The 20539-nt window shown below is 69.4% G+C and carries 13 protein-coding genes; 5 read left to right on the top strand and 8 right to left on the bottom strand.

Going from position 1 to position 20539, the window contains the following annotated elements:
* Positions 1-61: 61 nt before the first annotated feature.
* Entirely contained in the window at positions 62-3334 is a 3273-nt protein-coding gene (locus ACQ4L4_RS18220; protein WP_431100322.1) for a hypothetical protein, read from the top strand.
* Here the strand turns inward: ACQ4L4_RS18220 and ACQ4L4_RS18215 are convergent.
* The 3 genes from ACQ4L4_RS18215 to ACQ4L4_RS18205 are packed head-to-tail and all read right to left on the bottom strand — an operon-like array spanning position 3331 to position 7030.
* On the bottom strand, positions 3331-4287 hold the full coding sequence (locus ACQ4L4_RS18215) for a pirin family protein (protein WP_431100320.1): 957 nt from the start codon (positions 4285-4287) through the stop codon (positions 3331-3333). The genes ACQ4L4_RS18220 and ACQ4L4_RS18215 overlap by 4 nt on opposite strands.
* Positions 4284-4790, bottom strand: a complete 507-nt coding sequence (gene cueR, locus ACQ4L4_RS18210) for a Cu(I)-responsive transcriptional regulator (protein WP_431100319.1) — start codon at positions 4788-4790, stop codon at positions 4284-4286. The genes ACQ4L4_RS18215 and cueR overlap by 4 nt, the downstream gene beginning before the upstream one ends.
* Positions 4787-7030 (bottom strand): heavy metal translocating P-type ATPase, encoded by a 2244-nt coding sequence (locus ACQ4L4_RS18205; protein ID WP_431100317.1) that lies wholly within the window; start codon positions 7028-7030, stop codon positions 4787-4789. The genes cueR and ACQ4L4_RS18205 overlap by 4 nt, the downstream gene beginning before the upstream one ends.
* A 253-nt stretch (positions 7031-7283) precedes the next feature.
* On the opposite strand from ACQ4L4_RS18205, the gene ACQ4L4_RS18200 reads away from it, so the two are divergent.
* Positions 7284-7478 (top strand): heavy-metal-associated domain-containing protein, encoded by a 195-nt coding sequence (locus ACQ4L4_RS18200; RefSeq protein WP_377159922.1) that lies wholly within the window; start codon positions 7284-7286, stop codon positions 7476-7478.
* 31 nt (positions 7479-7509) lie between these two features.
* On the opposite strand, the gene ACQ4L4_RS18195 is transcribed toward ACQ4L4_RS18200, so the two are convergent.
* Both ACQ4L4_RS18195 and ACQ4L4_RS18190 read right to left on the bottom strand, forming a co-directional pair.
* Positions 7510-9723 carry a molybdopterin cofactor-binding domain-containing protein gene (locus tag ACQ4L4_RS18195; protein ID WP_431100316.1) on the bottom strand — a complete coding sequence of 738 codons (2214 nt, stop codon included), beginning with the start codon at positions 9721-9723 and terminating at the stop codon, positions 7510-7512.
* Positions 9724-9725: 2 nt separating this feature from the next.
* Positions 9726-10196: a (2Fe-2S)-binding protein gene (locus tag ACQ4L4_RS18190; RefSeq protein WP_377159926.1), complete on the bottom strand. Its 471-nt coding sequence runs from the start codon at positions 10194-10196 to the stop codon at positions 9726-9728.
* Between the two features lie 528 nt (positions 10197-10724).
* Between ACQ4L4_RS18190 and ACQ4L4_RS18185 the strand changes: the two genes are divergently transcribed.
* On the top strand, positions 10725-13478 hold the full coding sequence (locus ACQ4L4_RS18185) for a TonB-dependent receptor plug domain-containing protein (RefSeq protein WP_431100315.1): 2754 nt from the start codon (positions 10725-10727) through the stop codon (positions 13476-13478).
* Positions 13479-13947: 469 nt separating this feature from the next.
* Positions 13948-16875, top strand: a complete 2928-nt coding sequence (locus tag ACQ4L4_RS18180) for a TonB-dependent receptor plug domain-containing protein (protein WP_431100313.1) — start codon at positions 13948-13950, stop codon at positions 16873-16875.
* Between the two features lie 337 nt (positions 16876-17212).
* On the opposite strand, the gene ACQ4L4_RS18175 is transcribed toward ACQ4L4_RS18180, so the two are convergent.
* The 3 genes from ACQ4L4_RS18175 to ACQ4L4_RS18165 form a co-directional block, all read right to left on the bottom strand.
* Positions 17213-17527 carry a type II toxin-antitoxin system RelE/ParE family toxin gene (locus ACQ4L4_RS18175; RefSeq protein WP_431100312.1) on the bottom strand — a complete coding sequence of 105 codons (315 nt, stop codon included), beginning with the start codon at positions 17525-17527 and terminating at the stop codon, positions 17213-17215.
* Positions 17505-17792, bottom strand: coding sequence for a hypothetical protein (locus ACQ4L4_RS18170; RefSeq protein ID WP_431100311.1), 288 nt, complete (start codon positions 17790-17792; stop codon positions 17505-17507). Before ACQ4L4_RS18170 ends, ACQ4L4_RS18175 begins: the two co-directional genes overlap by 23 nt.
* A 119-nt stretch (positions 17793-17911) precedes the next feature.
* Positions 17912-18697, bottom strand: a complete 786-nt coding sequence (locus ACQ4L4_RS18165; RefSeq protein WP_431104970.1) for a TetR/AcrR family transcriptional regulator — start codon at positions 18695-18697, stop codon at positions 17912-17914.
* Positions 18698-18915: 218 nt separating this feature from the next.
* Here ACQ4L4_RS18165 and ACQ4L4_RS18160 point away from each other — a divergent pair, with 218 nt between their 5' ends.
* Positions 18916-20523, top strand: a complete 1608-nt coding sequence (locus ACQ4L4_RS18160; RefSeq protein WP_431100310.1) for a carboxyl transferase domain-containing protein — start codon at positions 18916-18918, stop codon at positions 20521-20523.
* Positions 20524-20539 lie beyond the last annotated feature (16 nt).

Here is a 20539-nt window from a genome sequence, read left to right as displayed (position 1 = left end):
ACACGTTGCTCAACACGGTCCCGGGCACGACAAAGCGGAGCTCATCGCTCCGTCGTGCCCCATGTCGTCGTTCCTTGTCGCCTCTCCGCTCGCCCCCGATGGCGCCTTCGATCCGCACTTCGGGTTCGCGCCCGGCATCGAGCCGGACCTCGCGCCCGTCGCGCCGGCCAAGGGCGTCGAGGCCGGACGCGATCCGGCGCGGATCCTCGCCTCGGCCTGCGCCGACCTGTCGGCCGGCGCGAGCGCGCTGGGCGCGACACGCGAGGCGGCGTTGTTCGGCGACCTGCCGGCGCGCACCGAGGACGTCGAAGACCCGGCGTCGGAGTCCGATCGCAAAACCTTCTTCCAGGGTGAGGGCGCGGCGCTGCTGCAGGCGCTCGCCCGGCTGGCCGTCGATCCGGCCATCGCCGCCTTGCTGCGGCGGGAACAGCTGGTCCTGGCCGCCGAGGCCATCGGCCTGTGCGTGAGAGGTTGCGTCACGGCCTTGCGCGACGCGGTGCACCGGCTGAGCTGCGCCGCGGGCGGTGCGACGCAGGCCGCCGCGCTGCGTCGCACCGAACTCATCCGGCAGACGCTGATCGAGGTCGTGCGCGCGACCGTGGGCCGTGATCCGGACGAAGGGTTCCGGTCGCTCGCGAATTACGAATCCCACTACGTCACCGCGCTGGAGCAGCGGTTGCGACTGCCGTTCGCCCCGGATCAGCCTCACGACCGCTACTTCGACGCCGGGACCTTGGCGCCCGAGATCGTGACGCGCGCCCGGCTCGCCTTGCGCCAGCGTGTGACGCCGACGGCGGTCGCGCGCTCGCTCGCCGAAGAGGCCTTGGAGCGCCTGCGCGCACGCCTGGGCGAGGCGGGTGTGAATCTGGCGTGCGTGTGGCCGGCGACTGCGGACCAGCAGGCGGTGATCGACGAGGAGATCGTCGCCATCGAGCGCGCGCTGGGACCGGTGGACCGCTGGGCCTTGTTCCATGAGGACGCCGACAGCGGCCAGGCCGGCCTGCTCTCACATCCGACCTGGCTGGCCGTGCAGGTGCTGCTGAACCTCATGCACAACGGGGCGCTGCCGGCCCGTGCGATCGACACGCGTCTGGCCTGGACGGCCGCCGACGGCCCCCACCGGCTGCGCCAGCTGGGCGAGGGACTCTGGTGGGTGCAGACCGGCCGCGCGGAGGACTTCGACCCCGGCGAGGCCTTGCCGGTTCGTGTCCGGCAGTTGCGCGAACTCGATCACGAGGAGACCCAGGGGCCGCCTCATCGCAGGCGCCTGGGCGCGGCGGAGCGCGAGGGCCTCGCGCGGATGCCGATCCTGTTCGATACCGAGGACGCCTTGCGATGGATCACCCCGCATTGGCTGGTGACCGATGAGCTCACCGGCATCTGGTGGCGCCGCATGGGCGAGGCGCGCTGCAAGGACTGGCTGCAGAGCCATCGGACCGATGGCCTGCCGGCGGATCTGCGTCATCGGCTGATGCTCGCCGCGGACGCCGCCGACCAGGCGTGGGCGTTCGCCCGCCTGCTGCCGAGGAAAGAGGAAGCCGCGGCCCGGGCATGGCTCGTGTGCGATGGCCCCGGCATCGTGGCCGCCGCGGTCCGGCGCGACGACGTCACGCGGCTCCAGCGTTGGCAGGTCCTGCTGCTGATCGCCGCGCCGGCGCTGGGCGCGCGGCAGCGCGGGCGGGCGCTGGTGGCTCGCGACGACCACGGGCAGGCCGCACTCGCGCGCGCCATGAGCCTGCCGCACGGCGCGGACACGGTGCGTGAACTGGTGGCGACGATGCTCGCGATCCGGGCGCATCCGCGGCCGGCGCCGCTGTCCATGTGGCCGCCCTTCAACGAGATCCTGGCCGGAGGCGACGCCGACTCGCTGGGAGCCATCGGCGTGGCGCTCGCGGAAGGCCGGGCCGCGCCGCTGCAGGCCTTCCTGGACGCCGTCGAGGTCGCCCACGAGCGTGGCGTGCTGACGCATCCGGAAGTCCGGGGGCTGCTGATGGGACTCGACGATGCGGACGGTCCCGGGCACTGGTGCGGATTCGAGTACGCGATGGCGCGCAACCACGCCGACGTGATCGTCGTCTGGACGCAGGCCCTCATCGGCATGGCGCGACAGGGCGTGCTCGACGGTCCTGATCTCTTCGATGCCTTGAAGGTGCCTCGCGTCGACGGCTCGGGCGTCTATCACCAGGCGATGCGCGAAGGATCGTGCGAGGCGGCGGCGAGCTATCGCGATGCGCTCCACGCCGCGCGGACGGATCGTCTCCTGTCGCGCGACCAGGTGAGCCGGCTGCTGCTCGGTGAGCGCGACGAGCCGCAGCCGCTGTGGCTCGCCGCCGCCGCGGGCCATGCGCGGGCGGTGGCGGAACATCTCCGGGAAGAGCTGACCGTGCTGGACCTCGGGCGCTTCTTCGACGTGGAAGACAGGGTGCATGCGCGCTGGTACCGGCGCGGTGGGCACGTCGCGATCGGCGCGGCGATGCGGTACGGCCAGGTCGAGGTCGTGGCTCTGCTGACCGGGCATGCGCTCGCACTGCAGCGTGCCCTCTGGCGGGGGGCGTTGTTCCCGTCCTTCGAGGGGGGGCCGGGCGACACGCCGGCGATCGTCGTCGCCGTGACGGCGGGCCATGTCGATGCGGTGAGCCTGTGGATGGGAGCGCTGGTCCGTGGCGTGGACATGGGCTGGATCTGCCGCCGGGACATGCTGGCCCTCATCGCGGCCAAGGACCGCCGCGGCGTTCGGCTCTTCCACATGGCCGCGCTGGTGCTGGAGCCGGTCGCCCTGGGCGAGCTGCTGGACCTGACGGTCGAGACCGTCCGCCCGGCGCGGCTGCGATCGTCGGATCTGATGCGACTGCTCGGGCCGGGGCGGCGCCAGCCGTCTCCGCTCGCGGCGGCCCTGCTCGCGGATCGGGCCGGGGCGGTGCGGCAGATCGGACGCTGCCTGCTGCGTCTGCACGGCGAGGGCACCTTGTCGTCGCGCGACCTGCACCGCCTGCTGGCGCTCCGGGGCCGACCCCGCTGGTGGGGCGGCAAGGCGCCGCGTCAGACGCCGGCGGCCGATTCGCAGCGTCCCGCGGCCGCGATCGAGGCCTACGTCGCGCTCATCCGGTCGGCCGTCAGCCGCGGCTGGGTGGACGAGCCACGCGCGCGTCGGTGGCTGCAGGCGTGGACCGCCGCTCCGGGCACCGTGCCGCCGACATCGACACACCAACTTGACGTCGACGCAGACGACGACGGCGCCGACGCAGACATAGTCGCAGCTGCCGACGCAGCCGCAGCCGCAGCCGCAACTGCAGACGCCGACGCCGACGCCGACGCCGACGCTCCAGCCGACTAATGCGGCGTCTTGAGCGGCGGCACGACGGGCGCCAGCAGCCGGGGGCCGTCGAAGCCGTGGACCGCGCCGAAGCGGCCGCCGTCCTCGCGGCTGTTCCATTCCTCGGCGTAGACCTGCATCTCCTCGCGCGTGCGGCCGACGAAGTTCCAGAACAGCAGTACCGGCTCGCCGAACGGCGGGCCGCCGAGCAGCAGCGCGCGGCTCTTGCCGCCGCCCGACAGCAGCGTCAGCGACTGCGCGCCCGGCGCGATGTAGAGCAGCTCGCCGGGCTTGCTCGCGCCGGTGGATTCGCCGTCGAGCGTCACCGACAGCTCGCCCTCCAGCACCATCAGTCCGTACTCCTGATCGGGGTGCAGCGGGATCGTCGCCTCCGCGGCGCGCGTGGCGCTCAGGTCCACGCCCAGCAGCGGCGTGTGGCTGGGCACCGGCGAGCGGTGACCGCCGAACTCGCCCACCAGCAGCATCGTGTCGAAGCCGCCCGTCGCGAACGACGGCAGCTCGGGGAAGTGCTCGAAGGCTGGCTCGCGATGGCGGTCCGCGTCCGGCAGGGCGATCCACAGCTGGGCCAGCTGCAGGCGGTCGGACTGCGACTCCTCCGTGTGGCTGATGCCGCGGCCCGCCGTCATGAGGTTCACCTGGCCGGGGCGCAGCATCTGCTCGGAGCCCAGGCTGTCGCGGTGCAGCACCTCGCCTTCGATCATCCAGCTGAAGGTCTGCAGGCCGGTGTGCGGATGCGGGCCGACGCGCATGGCGTTCTCCGGCGTCAGGTCGGCGGGACCCGCGTGGTCGAGGAAGCACCAGGCGGCGATCATGCGGCGCTTGGGCGTCGGCACCGCGCGCCGGATCGTCAGGCCGCCGACGTTGCCGAGATGCGCGGTGATGCGCTCCCAGCGGGCCGGGACGGGATCGGCAGGGCTGCCGGACGTGGGATCGGAATCGAGGGGGGCGCTCATGGGGCGGCTCCTTGTGCGAGGTCGTCGAGGATGGGGCAATCGGGGCGGTCGTCGCCGTGGCAGCAGTGTGCGAGCTCGGCCAGCGCGCGGCGCATCGCCTGCATCTCCGCCATGCGGCGGTCGAGGTCGGCGATGTGCGTCTCGGCGATGCGCTTGACCTGGCCGCTGGCGCGGCGGCGGTTCTGCCAGAGCTTGAGCAGCTCGGCGATCTCCGCCATCGAGAAGCCCAGGTCGCGCGCGCGGCGGATGAAGCGCAGCGTGTGCACCTCCTTCTCGCCGTAGAGGCGGTAACCCGCCTCCGTGCGCGCCACCGGCGGCAGCAGGCCCAGCGATTCGTAGTGGCGCAGCATCTTCGGCGACACGCCGGAGCGCTCGGCGGCCTGGCCGATGGTCAGCGGCGCGCCCTGCGCGGCGGCGGCCCTGGCCGGCGGGGCCGAAGTCGTCGAAGTGTCCGAACGGGGCGAAGTGACCGCCGAGGACGCGGAGGACGAGGAGACGCTCATCGGGAAGCTCCTTTCCAACGCTTGAGCAGCAGCGCGTTGCCCAGCACCGAGACGCTGGACAGCGCCATCGCCGCGCCGGCGATCACCGGGCTCAGCAGTCCCAGCGCGGCCAGCGGCACGCCCAGCAGGTTGTAGATGAAGGCCCAGAACAGGTTCTGTCGGATCTTGGCGACCGTGGCGCGCGACAGCGCGATCGCTTCCGCGACGAGCCGCGGATCGCCGCGCATCAGCGTGATGCCGGCGGCTTCCATCGCGACGTCCGTGCCGCCGCCCATCGCCATGCCGACGTCCGCGGCGGCCAGCGCCGGCGCATCGTTGATGCCGTCGCCCACCATCGCCACGTGCGTGCCGTCGGCGCGCAGCCCGGCCACGATGCGGGCCTTGTCCTCGGGCAGCAGCTCGGCGCGGACGTCGTCCAGCCCCAGGGCATCGCCCGCGGCCTGCGCGGCGGCGGCGTTGTCGCCGCTGAGCATCAGCGTGCGCAGGCCCAGCGCCTTCAGATCGGCGATCGCCGCGGCCGACGAGGCCTTGACCCGGTCGCCGAACGCCAGCATCGCGAGCAGCACCGGCGCGCCGGGACCATCGGCGGCGGCCAGCCACGACAGCGTGCGGCCTTGCGCCATCGCCGCCTGGGCCTGCACCTCCAGCGCCGACAGGTCGACGCCGAGTTCGGTCATCCATCGCCCGCTGCCCAGCATCAACGCGCGGGCCTGGACACGGCCTTCGATGCCGCGTCCCGCGATCGCGCGCACCGAGGCCGCCGGCGCCGTCGTCAGCGCACGCTCGAAGGCGGCGTCGCGCACCGCGCGGGCCAGCGGATGCTCGCTGCCCATCTGCAGCGCGGCCGCGAGGCCGAGCGCATCGTCCTCGCGCACGCCGGGCGCCGCGACGAAGTCCGTCAAGCGCGGCTTGCCCTCGGTCAACGTGCCGGTCTTGTCGAACACGACCAGCTCGACGCGCCGTGCCTGCTCCAGCGCCTCGGCGTCCTTGATCAGCAGCCCGCGCCGCGCGGCCACCCCGGTGCCGACCATGATCGCCGCGGGCGTCGCCAGACCCAGCGCGCAGGGGCAGGCGATCACCAGCACGGCGACCGCATGGATGAGCGCGCGTTCCCAGTCGCCCGTGAACAGGCCCCACGCCAGCAACGTCACCGCCGCGATGCCGAGCACCGCCGGCACGAACACCGCGCTCACCTGGTCCACCAGCCGCTGGATCGGGGCCTTGTGGGCCTGCGCGGATTCGACCAGACGCACGATCCGCGACAGCGTGGACTCCGCGCCCAGCGCCGTGACCTCGACGAGCAGCAGCCCGTCGCCGTTGACCGCGCCGCCGACGACGCGGTCTCCTTCGGCCTTGTCCACCGGCAGGCTCTCGCCGCTGATCAGCGACTCGTCGACGGGACTGCGGCCCTCGCGGATGCGGCCGTCGGCGGGAATACGTTCGCCGGGACGAACCACCATCAGGTCCTTCAAGCGCAGCTGCGCGAGCGGGACCTCGATGTCCGTCAGCGCGCCGGCGGGTCCGCGGCGCACGCGCGCGTTGTCGGGGCGGAGCTGCTTGAGCGCGGCGATCGCGCTGAGCGTCTGACGCTTGGCGCGGCCTTCCAGCCACTTGCCCAGCAGCACCAGCGTGATGACGGCGGCGGCCGATTCGAAGTACAGCGCCGTGCTCATCGGACCTTGCCGGAGGAGTTCGTAGATGCTGAGGCCATAGGCGGCGCTGGTGCCCAGCGCGACGAGCAGGTCCATGTTGCCGCTGCGGTCCTTCAGCGCGGCCCAGCCGGCGCGGTAGAAGCGCGCGCCGAGCCAGAACTGGACGGGGGTGGCGAGCGCCAGCTGCCACCAGCCGGACAGCATCCAGTGGTCGCCCCAGGCCATGGCGACCATCGGCGCGATCAGCGGCAGCGTGAGCAGCGCGGCGGTGAGCACTGGCCAGCCGGTCGTGGCCCAGGGGGGCGGCGGAGGCGGCGTGTCGTCTTCGGCAATGATCTCGCGGGCCTCGTAGCCGGCCTTCGTGATGGCGGCGATGAGCGCGTCGGCGGCGATGCCGGATTGCGTGCGCACGGTGGCGCTTTCCGTGGCGAGATTGACTTCGGCGCCTTCGACGCCGGGCACCTTGCGCAGTGCGCGTTCGACGCGGCTGACGCAGCTGGCGCAGGTCATGCCGGACACGGCGAGCTGGAGTTCGCCCGTGACTCCGGCAGCGGCAGCGGCGATGGTGGGGGTGGTGGCGATGTTCATGGCGTCAGTCTCAAGCTTGCCATGATGGGAAGGTCAAGGCCATGCCCCTGATGGGAGAGGTGTCCGAGGCCCGAGCGACGCGGTGGATCGGTCTGCGGGATCCGGTGCCGGCCGACCGATTTGCGGAACATGTGCAGCGTATGAGGGCGGCCGGCACCGGATCCCGCAGACGTGCTCGACGGTGGCAGGCTTGACCTTCCCCTCATGGCAAGGTTTACGCTTCGGGCTGAAGACTGATCCGAAGGAGATCCCCATGCATGAATTCAAGCTTCCCGACATGAGCTGCGGCCACTGCCTGGCTGCCGTGACCGAGGCGGTGAAGGAGGCCGACGCGCACGCCGAGGTGAACGTCGACCTGCCGCAGAAGACGGTGAAGGTGGAGAGCGGCCTGAGCCGAGAGCAGCTGGCGGGTGTGCTCAGCGAGGCCGGCTACCCGCCGGCCTCCTGAGCGTGGGACAGGCGCTCAGGCGCCTGCTTGATCAAGCCTGCTTGAGCGCCTCGCTGTCGAACGGCAGCTGGCGCAGCCGCTTCCCGGTGGCTGCGAAGATCGCGTTGGCCACGGCCGGCGCGATCGGCGGCGTGCCGGGTTCGCCGATGCCGCCGGGCGCTTCGTTGCTCTGCACGATGTGCACGTCGACCTTGGGCATCTCGTTCAGTCGCAGCACCGGGTAGTCGTGGAAGTTGCTCTGTTCGACCTTCCCGTCCTTGAACGTGATGCGCCCGTACAGCGCCGCCGACAGCCCGTAGACCACCGCGCCCTCGATCTGCCGGACGATCGTCTGCGGGTTGACGGTCTGGCCGCAGTCCACCGCCGCGGTCACGCGATGGACCTTGATGCCGCCGTCCTTGGCCACGGACACCTCCGCCACCTCGGCGACCCAGGTCCCGAAGCTTTCCGCCACCGCGATGCCGCGATGCCGGCCCTTGGGCAGCGCCCGGCTCCAGCCGGCCTTCTCGGCCGCCATCAGCAGGACGCCCCGGGCGCGCGGGTGCTTCTCGAGCAACGCCAGCCGGTACTTCAGCGGATCGGCCTTGGCGGCGTGCGCCAGTTCGTCGATGAAGCTCTCGATGAAGAACGCGTTCTGCGAATGCCCCACCGAACGCCAGAACCACACCTGCGGCCCCGGCTCCGCGCGGCCGTAGGCGATGCGCTGGTGCGGGATCTCGTAGGGGTGGTCCGCGAGCCCTTCGACGGCCATTGCATCGACGCCGTTCTCGGGGATCTTCATGAAGCCCGATGCCGCCATGATCGACGGGCTCGCGACATCGGCGCGCAGCATCAGCGGCTGGCCCTTGTCGTCGAGCCCCGCCTCGAAGCGCACGCGCGACGTCGGCCGGTAGTAGCCGGCGGCCATGTCGTCCTCGCGGGCGTAGACCAGCTTGACCGGGCTGCCGCTGAGCTTGGACAACAGCGTCGCGTCGATGGTGAAGTCCGGCGCGAAGCGGCGTCCGAAGCCCCCGCCCAGCAGCATCGTGTTGACCTTCACCTTGGCCGGGGTGACCTGAGCGACCTGCGACAGGATGCCCTGCGCCGGCCCCTGGCTCTGCGTGCCGGCCCAGATGGTGACCTCGTCGCCCTTGACCCAGGCCAGGCAGTTCAGCGGCTCCATCGCGGCGTGGGCGAGGTAGGGCACGTCGTACTGCGCGGACAGGTTGCGCGCCGCGTTGGCGCTGCCGTCCTTGACGTTGCCCACGTCGCGTGCGATCGCGGTGGCGTTCTGCAGGCCGTCATCGAGCGTGCTCGAGACCTTCTCCGACGACAGGTCCGCATGCGCGCCCAGGTCCCATTCGATGCCGAGCGCGTCGCGTCCCTGCTTCGCCGCCCAGTAGCCGTCGGCCAGCACGGCCACGCCCGACGGGATGGTGATGACCTTGCGCACGCCCTTGATGGCCTTGGCCTTGCCTTCGTCGAAGGCCTTGGGCTTGGCGCCGGCGATCGGCGCGCGCGCCATCACCGCGACCAGCAGGCCGTCCACGTGCGCGTCGATGCCGAACTTGGCCGTGCCGTTGATCTTGGCCGCGCTGTCCAGCCGGCGCGTCGGCTTGCCCATGATGCGGAAGTCCTTGCGGTCCTTCAGCGTGGGCTTGTCCGGCACCGGCTGTTTCGCGGCGGCGTCGACCAGCGAGCCGTAGCTGGCCTTGCGGCCGTTCGGGCCGATCACCTGGCCGCGTTCGGTGCGCAGCGAGGAGGCGTCCACGCCCCATTGCTTCGCCGCCGCGGCGACCAGCATCTGGCGCGCGGCGGCGCCGGCCTGGCGCACCGGCGTCCAGTGCGCGCGCACCGTCGTGCTGCCGCCGGTGGCCTGCATGCCGAACATCGGATTGTTGTAGGCGGCGTCCGCCGGCGCCTGCTCGACGGAGACCAGCGCCCAGTCAGCGTCCAGTTCCTCGGCCACCATCATCGGGATCGCGGTCAGCACGCCTTGGCCCATCTCGGCCGAGCCGCAGACGACCGTGACCTTGTTGTCCGGCGTGATCCGCAGCCAGGCGTTGGGCGCGAAGGTGTTGGAGGCTGCGCCGGGCTGTGCCAGCGCCGCGCGACCCGCGGCCAGCGGCAGCGCGAACGACACGGTCAGCGCCGCACCGCCCTTGAGCAACGAACGGCGGCTCGTGGAAACCGGAGAGGCGGGAGCAGCAGGAGAAGCGGGCGAGGACGGCGTTGTCATCGCGTCCTGGTCGAACATCATGCTCATGATCAGCCTCCCTTCGCCAGCGTGGTCGAGGCGTCGTGGATCGCCGCCCGGATCTGGTTGTAGGTGCCGCAGCGGCAGACGTTGCCGCTCATCGCGCCGTCGATGTCGGCGTCGGTGGGCTTTTTCTTGCCGGCCAGCAGCGCGCAGGCGCTCATGATCTGGCCGCTCTGGCAGTAGCCGCACTGCGGCACGTCGATCTTGAGCCAGGCGTGCTGCACCGCGCGGCCGGTGGGCGTGGCGCCCACGCCCTCGATCGTGGTGATCTTCTTGCCCGCGGCCGCCTCCAGCGGCGTCTGGCACGAGCGCACCGGCTGCCCGTCCAGGTGCACGGTGCAGGCGCCGCACAGCGCCATGCCGCAGCCGAACTTGGTGCCGGTCAGTTGCAGGTCTTCGCGCAGCGCCCACAGCAGGGGCATCTGCGGATCGGCATCGAGCGTCACCGCCTTGCCGTTCACGGTCATCGAAATGGACATGGGGGGTTCCTCCTGGGGACGCCTGGGCGGATCCGTCGCGCCCGGCCCTTCTGAAAGGGGGTCGGGTCTTGCGTCGGGGGTGCGCAAGCGTATCGCTTTCGAACTTCCAGCGTGCGGGGTCAGGGTTTGAGGGGGGCGTTGCCCGCCGAAGTCCTGAATCCTTCGAGGAGCCCCACAGGGTTAACTCGCATGAAAGGGCGGTCAGCGCACCTGAATGGTGCCGCCTTCAACTCAGAGGGTTTTCCCTTCCTGGAACCGCTGTCATGCCCCGTTTCCACGCGCCCTTCGCCCGCTTTTGCGGCATCGGGGCGTTGATCGCCCTCCAATGCGAAGAGTGAATGCTGCGATGTGAATGATTGTTGCGGTTTTGCAATGGATGACGACGGACATGGGGGAGGGGGCTCCCCAGAATCCGCCCCCTCGCGCCCTTCGGGAGATCCCCCGGACGCGACCCCGGTGCCCACCCGGCTGCCGGTCTCCTCGGCCGATGCCACCCATCCGGCCCTTCATCAATTCGCAAGTGGAAGTATGAGAAAAAACACCCAGCTCTCCCTGTCCCTGAGCGCCGCCGCGGCGCTGCTGTGCTGCGTCCAGATCGCGCAGGCCCAGGCACAGGACACGACCCAGCTTCAGCGCGTCGAGGTGACCGGCTCCAACATCAAGCGCCTGGCCTCCGAGACGGCCTCGCCGGTGCAGGTCTACAACCGTGACGAGATCCGCCGCACCGGCGCCAACACCGTGCGCCAGGTGCTGGACACGCTGACCTCGACCTCGAGCAGCGAGATCAGGGACGACGGCAACACCTCCAGCTTCGCGTCGGGCGCCTCGGGCGTGTCGATGCGCGGCCTGGGCAAGGGCGCCACGCTGGTGCTGCTGAACGGCCGCCGCGTCGCCAACTTCGGCCTGGCGGACGGCGCCAAGGACACCTTCGTCAACGTCGACTCGATCCCGGCCGACGTGGTCGAGCGCATCGAGGTGCTCAAGGACGGCGCGTCCGCCATCTACGGCTCCGACGCGATGGCCGGCGTGATCAACATCATCACGCGCCGCTCGTACAACGGCGTCGGCGCTTCGGCCAGCTACACGTTCAACGAGCACCCCAGCGTCGGCGCGCAGCGCCAGGCCAGCGTCGTGGCCGGTTTCGGCGACCTGGACAAGGACCGCTTCAACGTCTTCGCCAACATCGAGGCGTACCGGCGCGAGGGCTACACCGTGGCCGACGTGAAGGACGACTATCCGGCCTGGCACAAGGGCTTCTACAACCCGGCCTTCGGCGACCCGAGCCTGAGCTCCTACCCGGGCAACCTGCGCGTGGGCACGACCCGCGTGCCGGTGGCGGGCTGCACGACGCTGAATTCGGCGGGCCAGTGCGTGACCGACATCAACGGGCTGAATCCGGTCTCCGACCCGGCCCGGCGCGTGAACCTGTTCAGCGCGGGGCGCCTGAAGGTCACCGAGGACATCCAGGCCTTCGCCGAGGTGTCCTACTCGAAGACGACCACCGAGTACCTGACCGTGCCGATGACCATCGGCGCCGGCGCCACCTCGCGCTGGTACGACGGCTACAACAAGGTCGCGCAGTCGGTGCCGCATCCGGTGCTGTCGGCCACGAACCCGGCCAATCCCACGGGCCAGGCCCGCGGCATCGACTACCGGTTCATGGACGACCCCAGCCTGTTCAACTATGACGGCACCGGCAAGCAGTACCGCGCGATGACCGGCCTGCAGGGCACGTTCCGCGACATGGACTGGGAAGTCTCGATCGGCCGCAACGCCGCCGAGGCCGAGAAGCTGGCCCGCTGGGGCTCGCGCGACCTGTTCGCGGCCGTCGCGTCGGGCGAGTACAAGATCGGCGGCGGCAACAGCCGCGAGCTGCTGGAGCGCCTGTTCCCGGTCAACGGCTCCAAGGGCAAGAACCACCAGACCTGGGTGGACGCCAAGCTGAGCGGCGAACTGTTCCAGCTGCCGGGCGGTCCGCTGGCTTTCGCGCTGGGCGCCGAGCACCGTCAGGAAGGCGTGTCGATCAAGTCGACCGACAACGTCCTGAAGGCGCAGATCGTCGGCCGTGGGTCGGTGCTGATCGACGGCGAGCGCAACCTCGACGCCGCCTTCCTGGAGCTGAACGCCCCCGTGCTGAAGAAGCTGGAGCTGAACGGCGCGCTGCGCTTCGACAAGGCCTCGGGCTTCGACGGCCGCGTGTCGCCGAAGCTGGGTGTCCGCTTTGAGGTGCTGCCGCAGCTGCTGCTGCGCGGCACGGTCGCCGGCGGCTTCCGCGCGCCCAACATCCCCGAGACGCTGGGCCAGGTCGGCGTGACCGGCTTCTTCAACAACACGGTGGATCCGGCGCGCTGCGCGACCGCCACGGCCATCAGCGACATCCTCAAGAAGGGCAACGCCGCCGACCAGTCCGATGCCGCGCTGGCCCTGGCCAGCGGCTGCCGCGCCTCGGTGCCGGCGATGATCTCGGCCAACCCGGACCTGAAGCCGGAGACGTCCAAGAGCGTGACCGTGGGCTTCGTGTTCGAGCCGACCAAGAACGCGTCGATCGCCGTCGACTACTTCAAGATCGAGCGCAAGAACGAGATCAACTCCCGTGATCCGTCCTACGTGCTGGACCGTGAAGGCAAGCCCGGCTACGAGAACATGATCAGCCGCGGCGCGCTGACCGCGCAGGAGCAGGCCTGGGCGACCCGCGCCAACCAGCTGTCCGGCGGCACGCTCGCGTGGCAGGCGGGCCAGATCACCTCGCTGCTGCTGCAGTACGAGAACTTCGGCAAGACCGAGACCTCGGGCGTGGACATCGACGTCAAGGGCCGCGTGGCGGCGGGCTCGTTCGGCACGCTGAACCTCGGCGTGGCGGCGACCTATGCGCTGACCTACAAGGCCTGGGACATCGACGCGAACACGTGGCGTCCCAACCAGGTCGGCCTGTACGAGAACCCGCGCCTGAAGGCCGTGTTCTCGGCCGCCTGGAACAAGGGCGACTGGACGACCGGCCTGCGCTTCAACTACACGTCCCGCACCGCGCTGAACCGCGACGAGACGGACGTGGCCAGCTGGGGCGAGGAGGGTTGCCAGAAGACCCTGAAGCCGGGCGCGCTGCCCTGCTACATCGACGAGGACATCCGCACCGACTTCAGTCTGGGCTACACCGGCATCAAGAACCTGCGCCTGTCGCTGAACATCAACAACCTGATGGGCGACGAGCGTCCGGTCAACCTCCGCGATGGCTACCGGATCCGTCCGCGCAGCTACAAGGTGGGCGCGTCCTACGACTTCTGATCGCCGCGCGCGATCTCCGGACACCGCCGTCGGGTTTGCCCCGGCGCGGTGCGCCGCACCCAAGCCCGGCCTCGGCCGGGCTTTTTTTCGTCCGCCGATCACGGCGAGGAGGCCTCAGGCATGTCGAACCGGACAAGAACCGCGGAGGACCCCCTGCCTTTTGACACCGTGGATGCCTGCGTCATGGGAATGACCCGGCATATCCGTGTGATTTGCGCCTGCATTTGAGGGGGTTTGTGGGGATAGGGTTCCCCCTGCTTTGACCCATGACTTTCGGGTTTCTTCTTATAGGTCTGTCGCTCTTTTGCTGCGCGATGTAGCAAATGTTTAAGTCGGTGAACCACTTGTTTGAGCTGCTGAAAAAATCCCGTCACGCATCGCACCGGGCACATCGACCGGGGTGCGCTCTGCAACCGTTCGGGAAACAGCGCCATTACCGGGTGCGACCCCACTTCAGAAGAGGACCGCAATGTCTCGTCAACTTACCCACAGGGCGCTGGTACTCACCAGCATCGCGATCGCCAGCACGCTGGCCTGCGGCATCGCCGCCGCGCAGGAGTCGCAGCAACTGGAGCGCGTGGAGGTCACCGGCTCCAACATCCGCCGGACATCCGCCGAAGGCACCTCGCCGATCGACCGGATCACCGCCGCGGAAATCCGCGCCAGCGGTGCGAAGACCGCGCTCGAGCTGATGAAGATGGTGCCCGCGGTGGGCACCGATGGCTTCAACGACACCCCGACGCAGAACGGCTTCTCGCGCGGCGTCGCGACGGTGTCGCTGCGTGGCCTGAGCTCCACCTCGACGCTGATCCTGCTGAACGGTCGCCGCATCGTCCCGGCCGCCTACGCGAACCCGAACAACGGCACGTCGACGCTGTACGACCTGAACTCGATCCCCGCCTCGGCGATCGAGCGCGTTGAAATCTTCAAGGACGGCGCGTCCGCGGTGTACGGCTCCGACGCGGTCGGCGGCGTCATCAACTTCATCACGAAGCAGGACTTCCAGGGCGCCCAGATGGGCGCCACGCTCGGCGCCAACGACGACGGCGAATTCTCGCGCCAGACGATCAACGGCAGCTTCGGCATCGGCGACTTCGCCAAGCAGGGCTTCAACGTGATGATCGGCGCGGACCTGACCCACCGCGGCCGCACGATGACCCGCGACGTCAAGGACATCCACGCCGACGACTATCGCGCCATCAACCTGCGTCTGAACCCGTTCGGCTCGAGCGTGTCCAACCAGGCCTTCTTCACGAAGGAATCGGCACCCAACAGCCTGAACTTCCCGCAGAACACGGCGGCGTCGCGCGTGATCAACCAGACGAACTGCGATCCGTCGCGCCTGCTCACCGGCAGCGCCGTGCACGGCATCAGCACGTTGCCGCTGCTGGGCCGCACCTTCTGCAACTTCAACCTCGACGACTACAACGAGGCGCAGAACAAGGGCACCGACCTCAGCCTGATGAGCCGCGGCACCTTCCGCGTCACCAACGACATCACCGCCTTCGCCGAAGCGGGCTACTCGCGCGTCGAGCGCGATTACCTGGCCGCCTCGCGCACCATCAGCGGCCTGAGCCCGACCAGCAACTTCATCATCGGCGGCGGCACGGTCCCGACCTACCAGGCGATCCTGCCGATCGGCCACCCGGACAACCCGTTCAACAACGACGCCGTCCCGGGCCGCGCCGCGGTGCAGTACCGCTTCGAGAACGCCCCCGGCGGCACCAATCTGGTCAACCAGCAGTACCGCGCGCTGGCCGGCGTGAAGGGCTCGTTCGGCAACTGGGACTGGGAAACCGCCCTGCTGTGGAACAAGGCCAAGCGTGACGAGACCTCCAACGGGTTCCTGAACCTGGACGTGCTGCGCACCCTGCTGACCGGTCGCACGATCGCGCAGGTCGCGGCCGACCCCAACCTGTCGCCGTCGCTGACCAACAAGGCCGATTCGACGATCACGCAGTGGGATGCGAAGGTCGCGACCGAATTCGGCTCGCTGCCGGGCGGCGCGATCGGCATGGCGACCGGCGTCGAACTGCGTCGCGAGTCCATCGGCATCAATCCCGATCCGCTGAACGCCGCGGGCAAGATCCTGGGTCTGGCCAACACGGCCGTCGACGGCGGACGTAACGTCAAGTCGGCGTTCGTCGAGTTCCGTACCCCCTGGTTCAAGTCCTTCGAAATGGACTTCGCCGGTCGCTACGACAAGTACGACAAGATGAAGGGCAACTTCGTGCCGAAGGTCGGCGCGAAGTGGACCGTGATCCCCACCCTGTCGTTCCGCGGCACGTACTCCGAGGGCTTCCGCGCTCCGGCGGTGTCGCAGGTCAGCGCGGGCGGCGCGCAGTTCTTCGTGAACGGCCTGATCGACCCGGTGCGTTGCGAAGAGGACGGCGTGACGCCGAAGCCCGGCGCGGCGGCCTCGGACTGCTCGAAGAGCGTGTCCGGCACCGGCGGCGCGAACCCGGCGCTGAAGCCCGAGAAGTCCAAGAGCCACTCGCTGGGCATCGTGTTCTCGCCCAGCAAGCACCTGGACATCCTGGTCGACTACTTCAACATCAAGAAGAAGGGCGAAGTGGCGCTGGGTTCGGCGCAGGACGTGATCGACCACCCCGAGCGTTATGACCCGGGCGCGCTGATCCGCGACACCAATCCCGCGCTGCTGCTCAACGGCGTGGCCGGTACCGGCCCGCTGCTGGTGGTGGCGACGCCCTGGACCAACCAGGGTTCGACGGAAGTGTCGGGCGTCGACTTCGAGGTCAAGACCAACATGAACCTCAAGGAAGGTCTGCGTTGGACCAACCAGCTGCGCGGCACGTACATGACCAAGTACAGCCGCGTCGAGGTGCCGGGCTACGACGACAACAACCTGGTGGGCACCAACGGCGGCCTGTACGACTGGGCGACCTCGGCCGGCGACATCCCGCGCCTGAAGTTCCGCGCCACCTCGACGCTGGACATCGACAGCAAGCACTCGATCATGGGTGCGATGAACTGGATCAGCGGCGTGTCCTTCCTGCGTCACATGGACAGCTCGTCGAACCCGGCGATCATCTACAACGGCACGACCTGCCATTGGGGTGGCCCGAGCTCGGATCCGCGCATCACCGGCCGGACCACGCTGGGCGTGGCGCCGACGCCGACCAACGGTCGCGACCTGTACATCAACCGCTACCCGAATTGCGCGGTCGCCAAGTGGATGACGTTCGACCTGGCCTACACCTACACGGGCTTCAAGGATCTGGCGCTGACGCTGAACATCCAGAACATCACCGACGAGAAGGCGCCGTACTACCCGACGACCAACAACAGCGCGACGGCCATTCCTGGCTGGAACGCCGGCATGCATAGCGGCACCGGCCGCTACTGGACGCTGAACGCCAGCTACAGCTTCAAGTGATCGACACCGGCTCCGGCCGGTTCGAACCTCACTCTGAACGTCACTCCGAAGGGGACCGCAAGGTCCCCTTTTTTCGTCTGTACGGGCTCAACGTCGACGCTTCTTCTTGGGCGAGGGCACTCGCACGCGGGCCTGGTCCTTGAAATGCTCGAAGCGCGCGGCTTCTGACCTTCCCAGGTCTTGCGCGCCGGGGCGCGATGCGCTGAGGGTCAGGGCTTGCCGTGGTCGGGCTTGGATTGGCGGTGCTCACTGTGCTCATCGAACGACGGGCTCGCTGACTTCCGCGATGACCGCAATGAGGAAGGGCGACCGCATGCGGTCGCCCTTTCGCTGGGAATCAGCTTGCCAGTGCAGAGGCTGAGGGGTCCGGCCAGTTCTGTCGCGTATGGACGATGTCCAGCACTTGGATCGCCTCGGGCGTGACTCGATACGGAACGAAGTAGTTGGGGGTCACGACGATCTCTCGTGTACCGGTCACACGAGAGGAGGCTCGGTACAGCATCGGGAACCGCGAGGCCAGGCCAATCTTCTTGGTGACCAGCCGAGCAAAGTCGTCTGCAGCCATTGCGTTGTGCTGACCAATCTCGTCGATCAGGAGGTCGAAGCGAAGCAGGGCTCGGGGCCGCCATTCAAGCGTTGCAGGATTGAGCATGGCGGCTCCTTAGCGATTGAAGCTTGCGTTCCATCCAGTCGAGGACGTCTTCATGAGGGATGCTGGGTCGCGGGTCCTCGATGGACAGGCGAATTTGCTCCCGGTACCACTCGTCCCAGGCTTCCTGATCAAAGTTGTCCTCGCTGATGCGAGGCGCGTACTCGCCGGGGGCAGTGGGTGGAGGGATCTGCATCGGCGCATGGCCGGTGCCTCGCAGCTCTTGAGCCGCGGGATCGATGTCGTGGTTCACGTTGTCGGTCTCCATGGAATGACTCGAAGTCGGAGCCGTCATCGTTCCCGAACAGGGGCCGTCGAGCTATGACCTCAACTGCTGATCTTTTGACCTTCCCAGGTCTTGCGCCCGTCGCCGTGTTGCGCTGAGGGTCAGGCCTTGCCGTCGATGGCGTCCATGCCGCCGCCGTCCAGCGCCTCGGCCACGCGGGCCTTCAGGCGGCGCAGGGCCTTGAGTTCCTGGTCCGGCGCCTGCAGCGCCGGCCACAGCAGCGCGACCAGATCGCGCGCCGCCGCGTCCACCTGGATCTGCCGGCCGGCGATGATCACCTCCCACAGCATGTGCTCCATCGGCCCGAACACCAGCGAGCGCAGCAGCCGCAGCGGAATGTCCTGCCGCACCTCGCCCTGCGTCTGGCCGCGTGCCAGCAGGTCCATCAGCGGCGCCGTGTAGCGCCGCTGCAGGTCGACGAAGGCCGCGCCGAAGTCCTGGCCCTCGCCGCGCGCCACCGGCGCCTCGCGCTTGCGGCCTTCCGACAGCACCAGCTCGCACAACCCCGTGCCCTGGATCAGGAACAGCCGCAGGTGGGTGTGGACCACGAACTCCAACTGGTCCCGGATCGGCCGCTCGCGCGGCAGGCCCGATTCGATGGCCTCGATGATCTCGTCGTACCAGTCGCCGATCACCCGCATGCAGAGCTCGCGCTTGCCGCGGAAGTAGGTGAAGACCGTCGCCTCGGAGATCCCCAGCCGCTGCGCGATCTCGGTCGTCGTGGCGCGCTCGTAGCCGCGCTCGGCGAAGACCGCGCGGCTCGCGCGCAGGATGTCCTTCACCCGCTGCTCGGCCTTCGCGCCCACCGGCGAACGGCGCTGCGCGGGCAGGGCGGCCGCGGAGGGCGGATCGAGGCGGGCGTCGAGGCGGGTGTCCTCTCGGGACATCGGTGCGGGGCTCATGTGGAACGCATTCTCCGGGTTTGTTGAGCCGGGCTCAAGTCGTTTCTCCGCAGGCTTGGAAACCCCCGCCATCTCGCTTATGCTTCGCGCCTTGCGTCGTTCCGGCGATCCCGGAACGGCGCCGTCAGCCAGCGCTCCTGCACCGAATTGAGCGTGGCTCATAAGACCGTCCCCGACGGTCACAAGACCGGAGACCCAGAACCATGCCCTTGCTGCCCACCAAGCTCAACGCCCGTTCGGCCGACTTCAAGGCCAACGCGGACGCGATGCGCGGCCTGATCGACGACCTCAACGCCCGCCTGGCGAAGATCGCCGAGGGCGGCGGCGAGGCGGCGCGCGCCAAGCACGTCGGGCGCGGCAAGCTGCTGCCGCGGGACCGCGTGGAGATGCTGCTCGACCCGGGCACGCCCTTCCTGGAACTGGCGCCGCTGGCGGGCCTGGACATGTATGACAACGCCGCCCCGGGCGGCGGCGTGATCGCGGGCATCGGCCGGGTGTCCGGCGTCGAGTGCGTGATCGTCTGCAACGACGCGACCGTCAAGGGCGGCACCTACTACCCGATCACCGTCAAGAAGCACCTGCGCGCGCAGGAGATCGCCGACCAGAACCGCCTGCCCTGCATCTACCTCGTGGACAGCGGCGGCGCCAACCTGCCCAACCAGGACGAGGTCTTCCCGGACCGCGACCACTTCGGCCGCATCTTCTTCAACCAGGCGAATCTCTCGGCCAAGGGCATCCCGCAGATCGCCGTGGTGATGGGCTCCTGCACGGCGGGCGGCGCCTACGTGCCGGCGATGAGCGACGAGACCGTCATCGTCAAGAACCAGGGCACGATCTTTCTGGGCGGCCCGCCGCTGGTGAAGGCCGCGACCGGCGAGGTCGTCAGCGCCGAGGACCTGGGCGGCGGCGACGTGCACACGCGCCTGTCCGGCGTGGCGGATCATCTGGCCGAGAACGACACGCACGCGCTGGCGATCGCGCGTCAGTCCGTCGCGCGGTTGAACTGGCGCAAGCAGGGCGAGCTGCTGACGCAGGCGCCCCAGGCGCCGGCCTACGATCCCGCCGAGCTGCACGGCGTGATCCCCACCGACACGCGCAAGCCCTTCGACGTGCGCGAGGTCATCGCCCGCATCGTCGACGGCAGCGCGTTCGATGAATTCAAGGCCCGCTACGGCAACACGCTGGTCTGCGGCTTCGCGCACATCGAGGGCATGCCCGTCGGCATCGTCGCCAACAACGGCATCCTGTTCGCGGAGAGCGCCAACAAGGGCGCGCACTTCATCGAGCTGTGCTGCCAACGCAAGATCCCGCTGGTGTTCCTGCAGAACATCACCGGCTTCATGGTCGGTCGCAAGTACGAGAACGAAGGCATCGCCCGCGCCGGCGCCAAGATGGTGACGGCGGTGGCGTGCGCGCAGGTGCCCAAGTTCACCGTGATCATCGGCGGCAGCTTCGGCGCGGGGAACTACGGCATGTGCGGCCGCGCCTACTCGCCGCGTTTCCTGTGGATGTGGCCGAACGCCCGCATCTCGGTCATGGGCGGCGAGCAGGCCGCGTCGGTGCTGGCGACGGTCAAGCGCGACGGCATCGAGGGCAAGGGCGGCCAGTGGTCCGCGGACGAGGAAGAGGCCTTCAAGGCGCCGATCCGCCAGCAGTACGAGGACCAGGGCCATCCGTACTACGCCAGCGCCCGGCTCTGGGACGACGGCGTCATCGATCCGGCCGACACGCGCCGCGTGCTGGCGCTGGGCCTGTCGGCCGCGCTGAATGCGGAGATCCCCGAGACGAAGTTCGGCGTGTTCCGGATGTAAGGTGCCGAGTTTTCGA

This window comes from Roseateles noduli (genome assembly GCF_050626985.1).
GTDB lineage: Bacteria > Pseudomonadota > Gammaproteobacteria > Burkholderiales > Burkholderiaceae_C > Roseateles > Roseateles noduli_A.
This window is presented reverse-complemented; position numbering and strand designations above follow the sequence as displayed.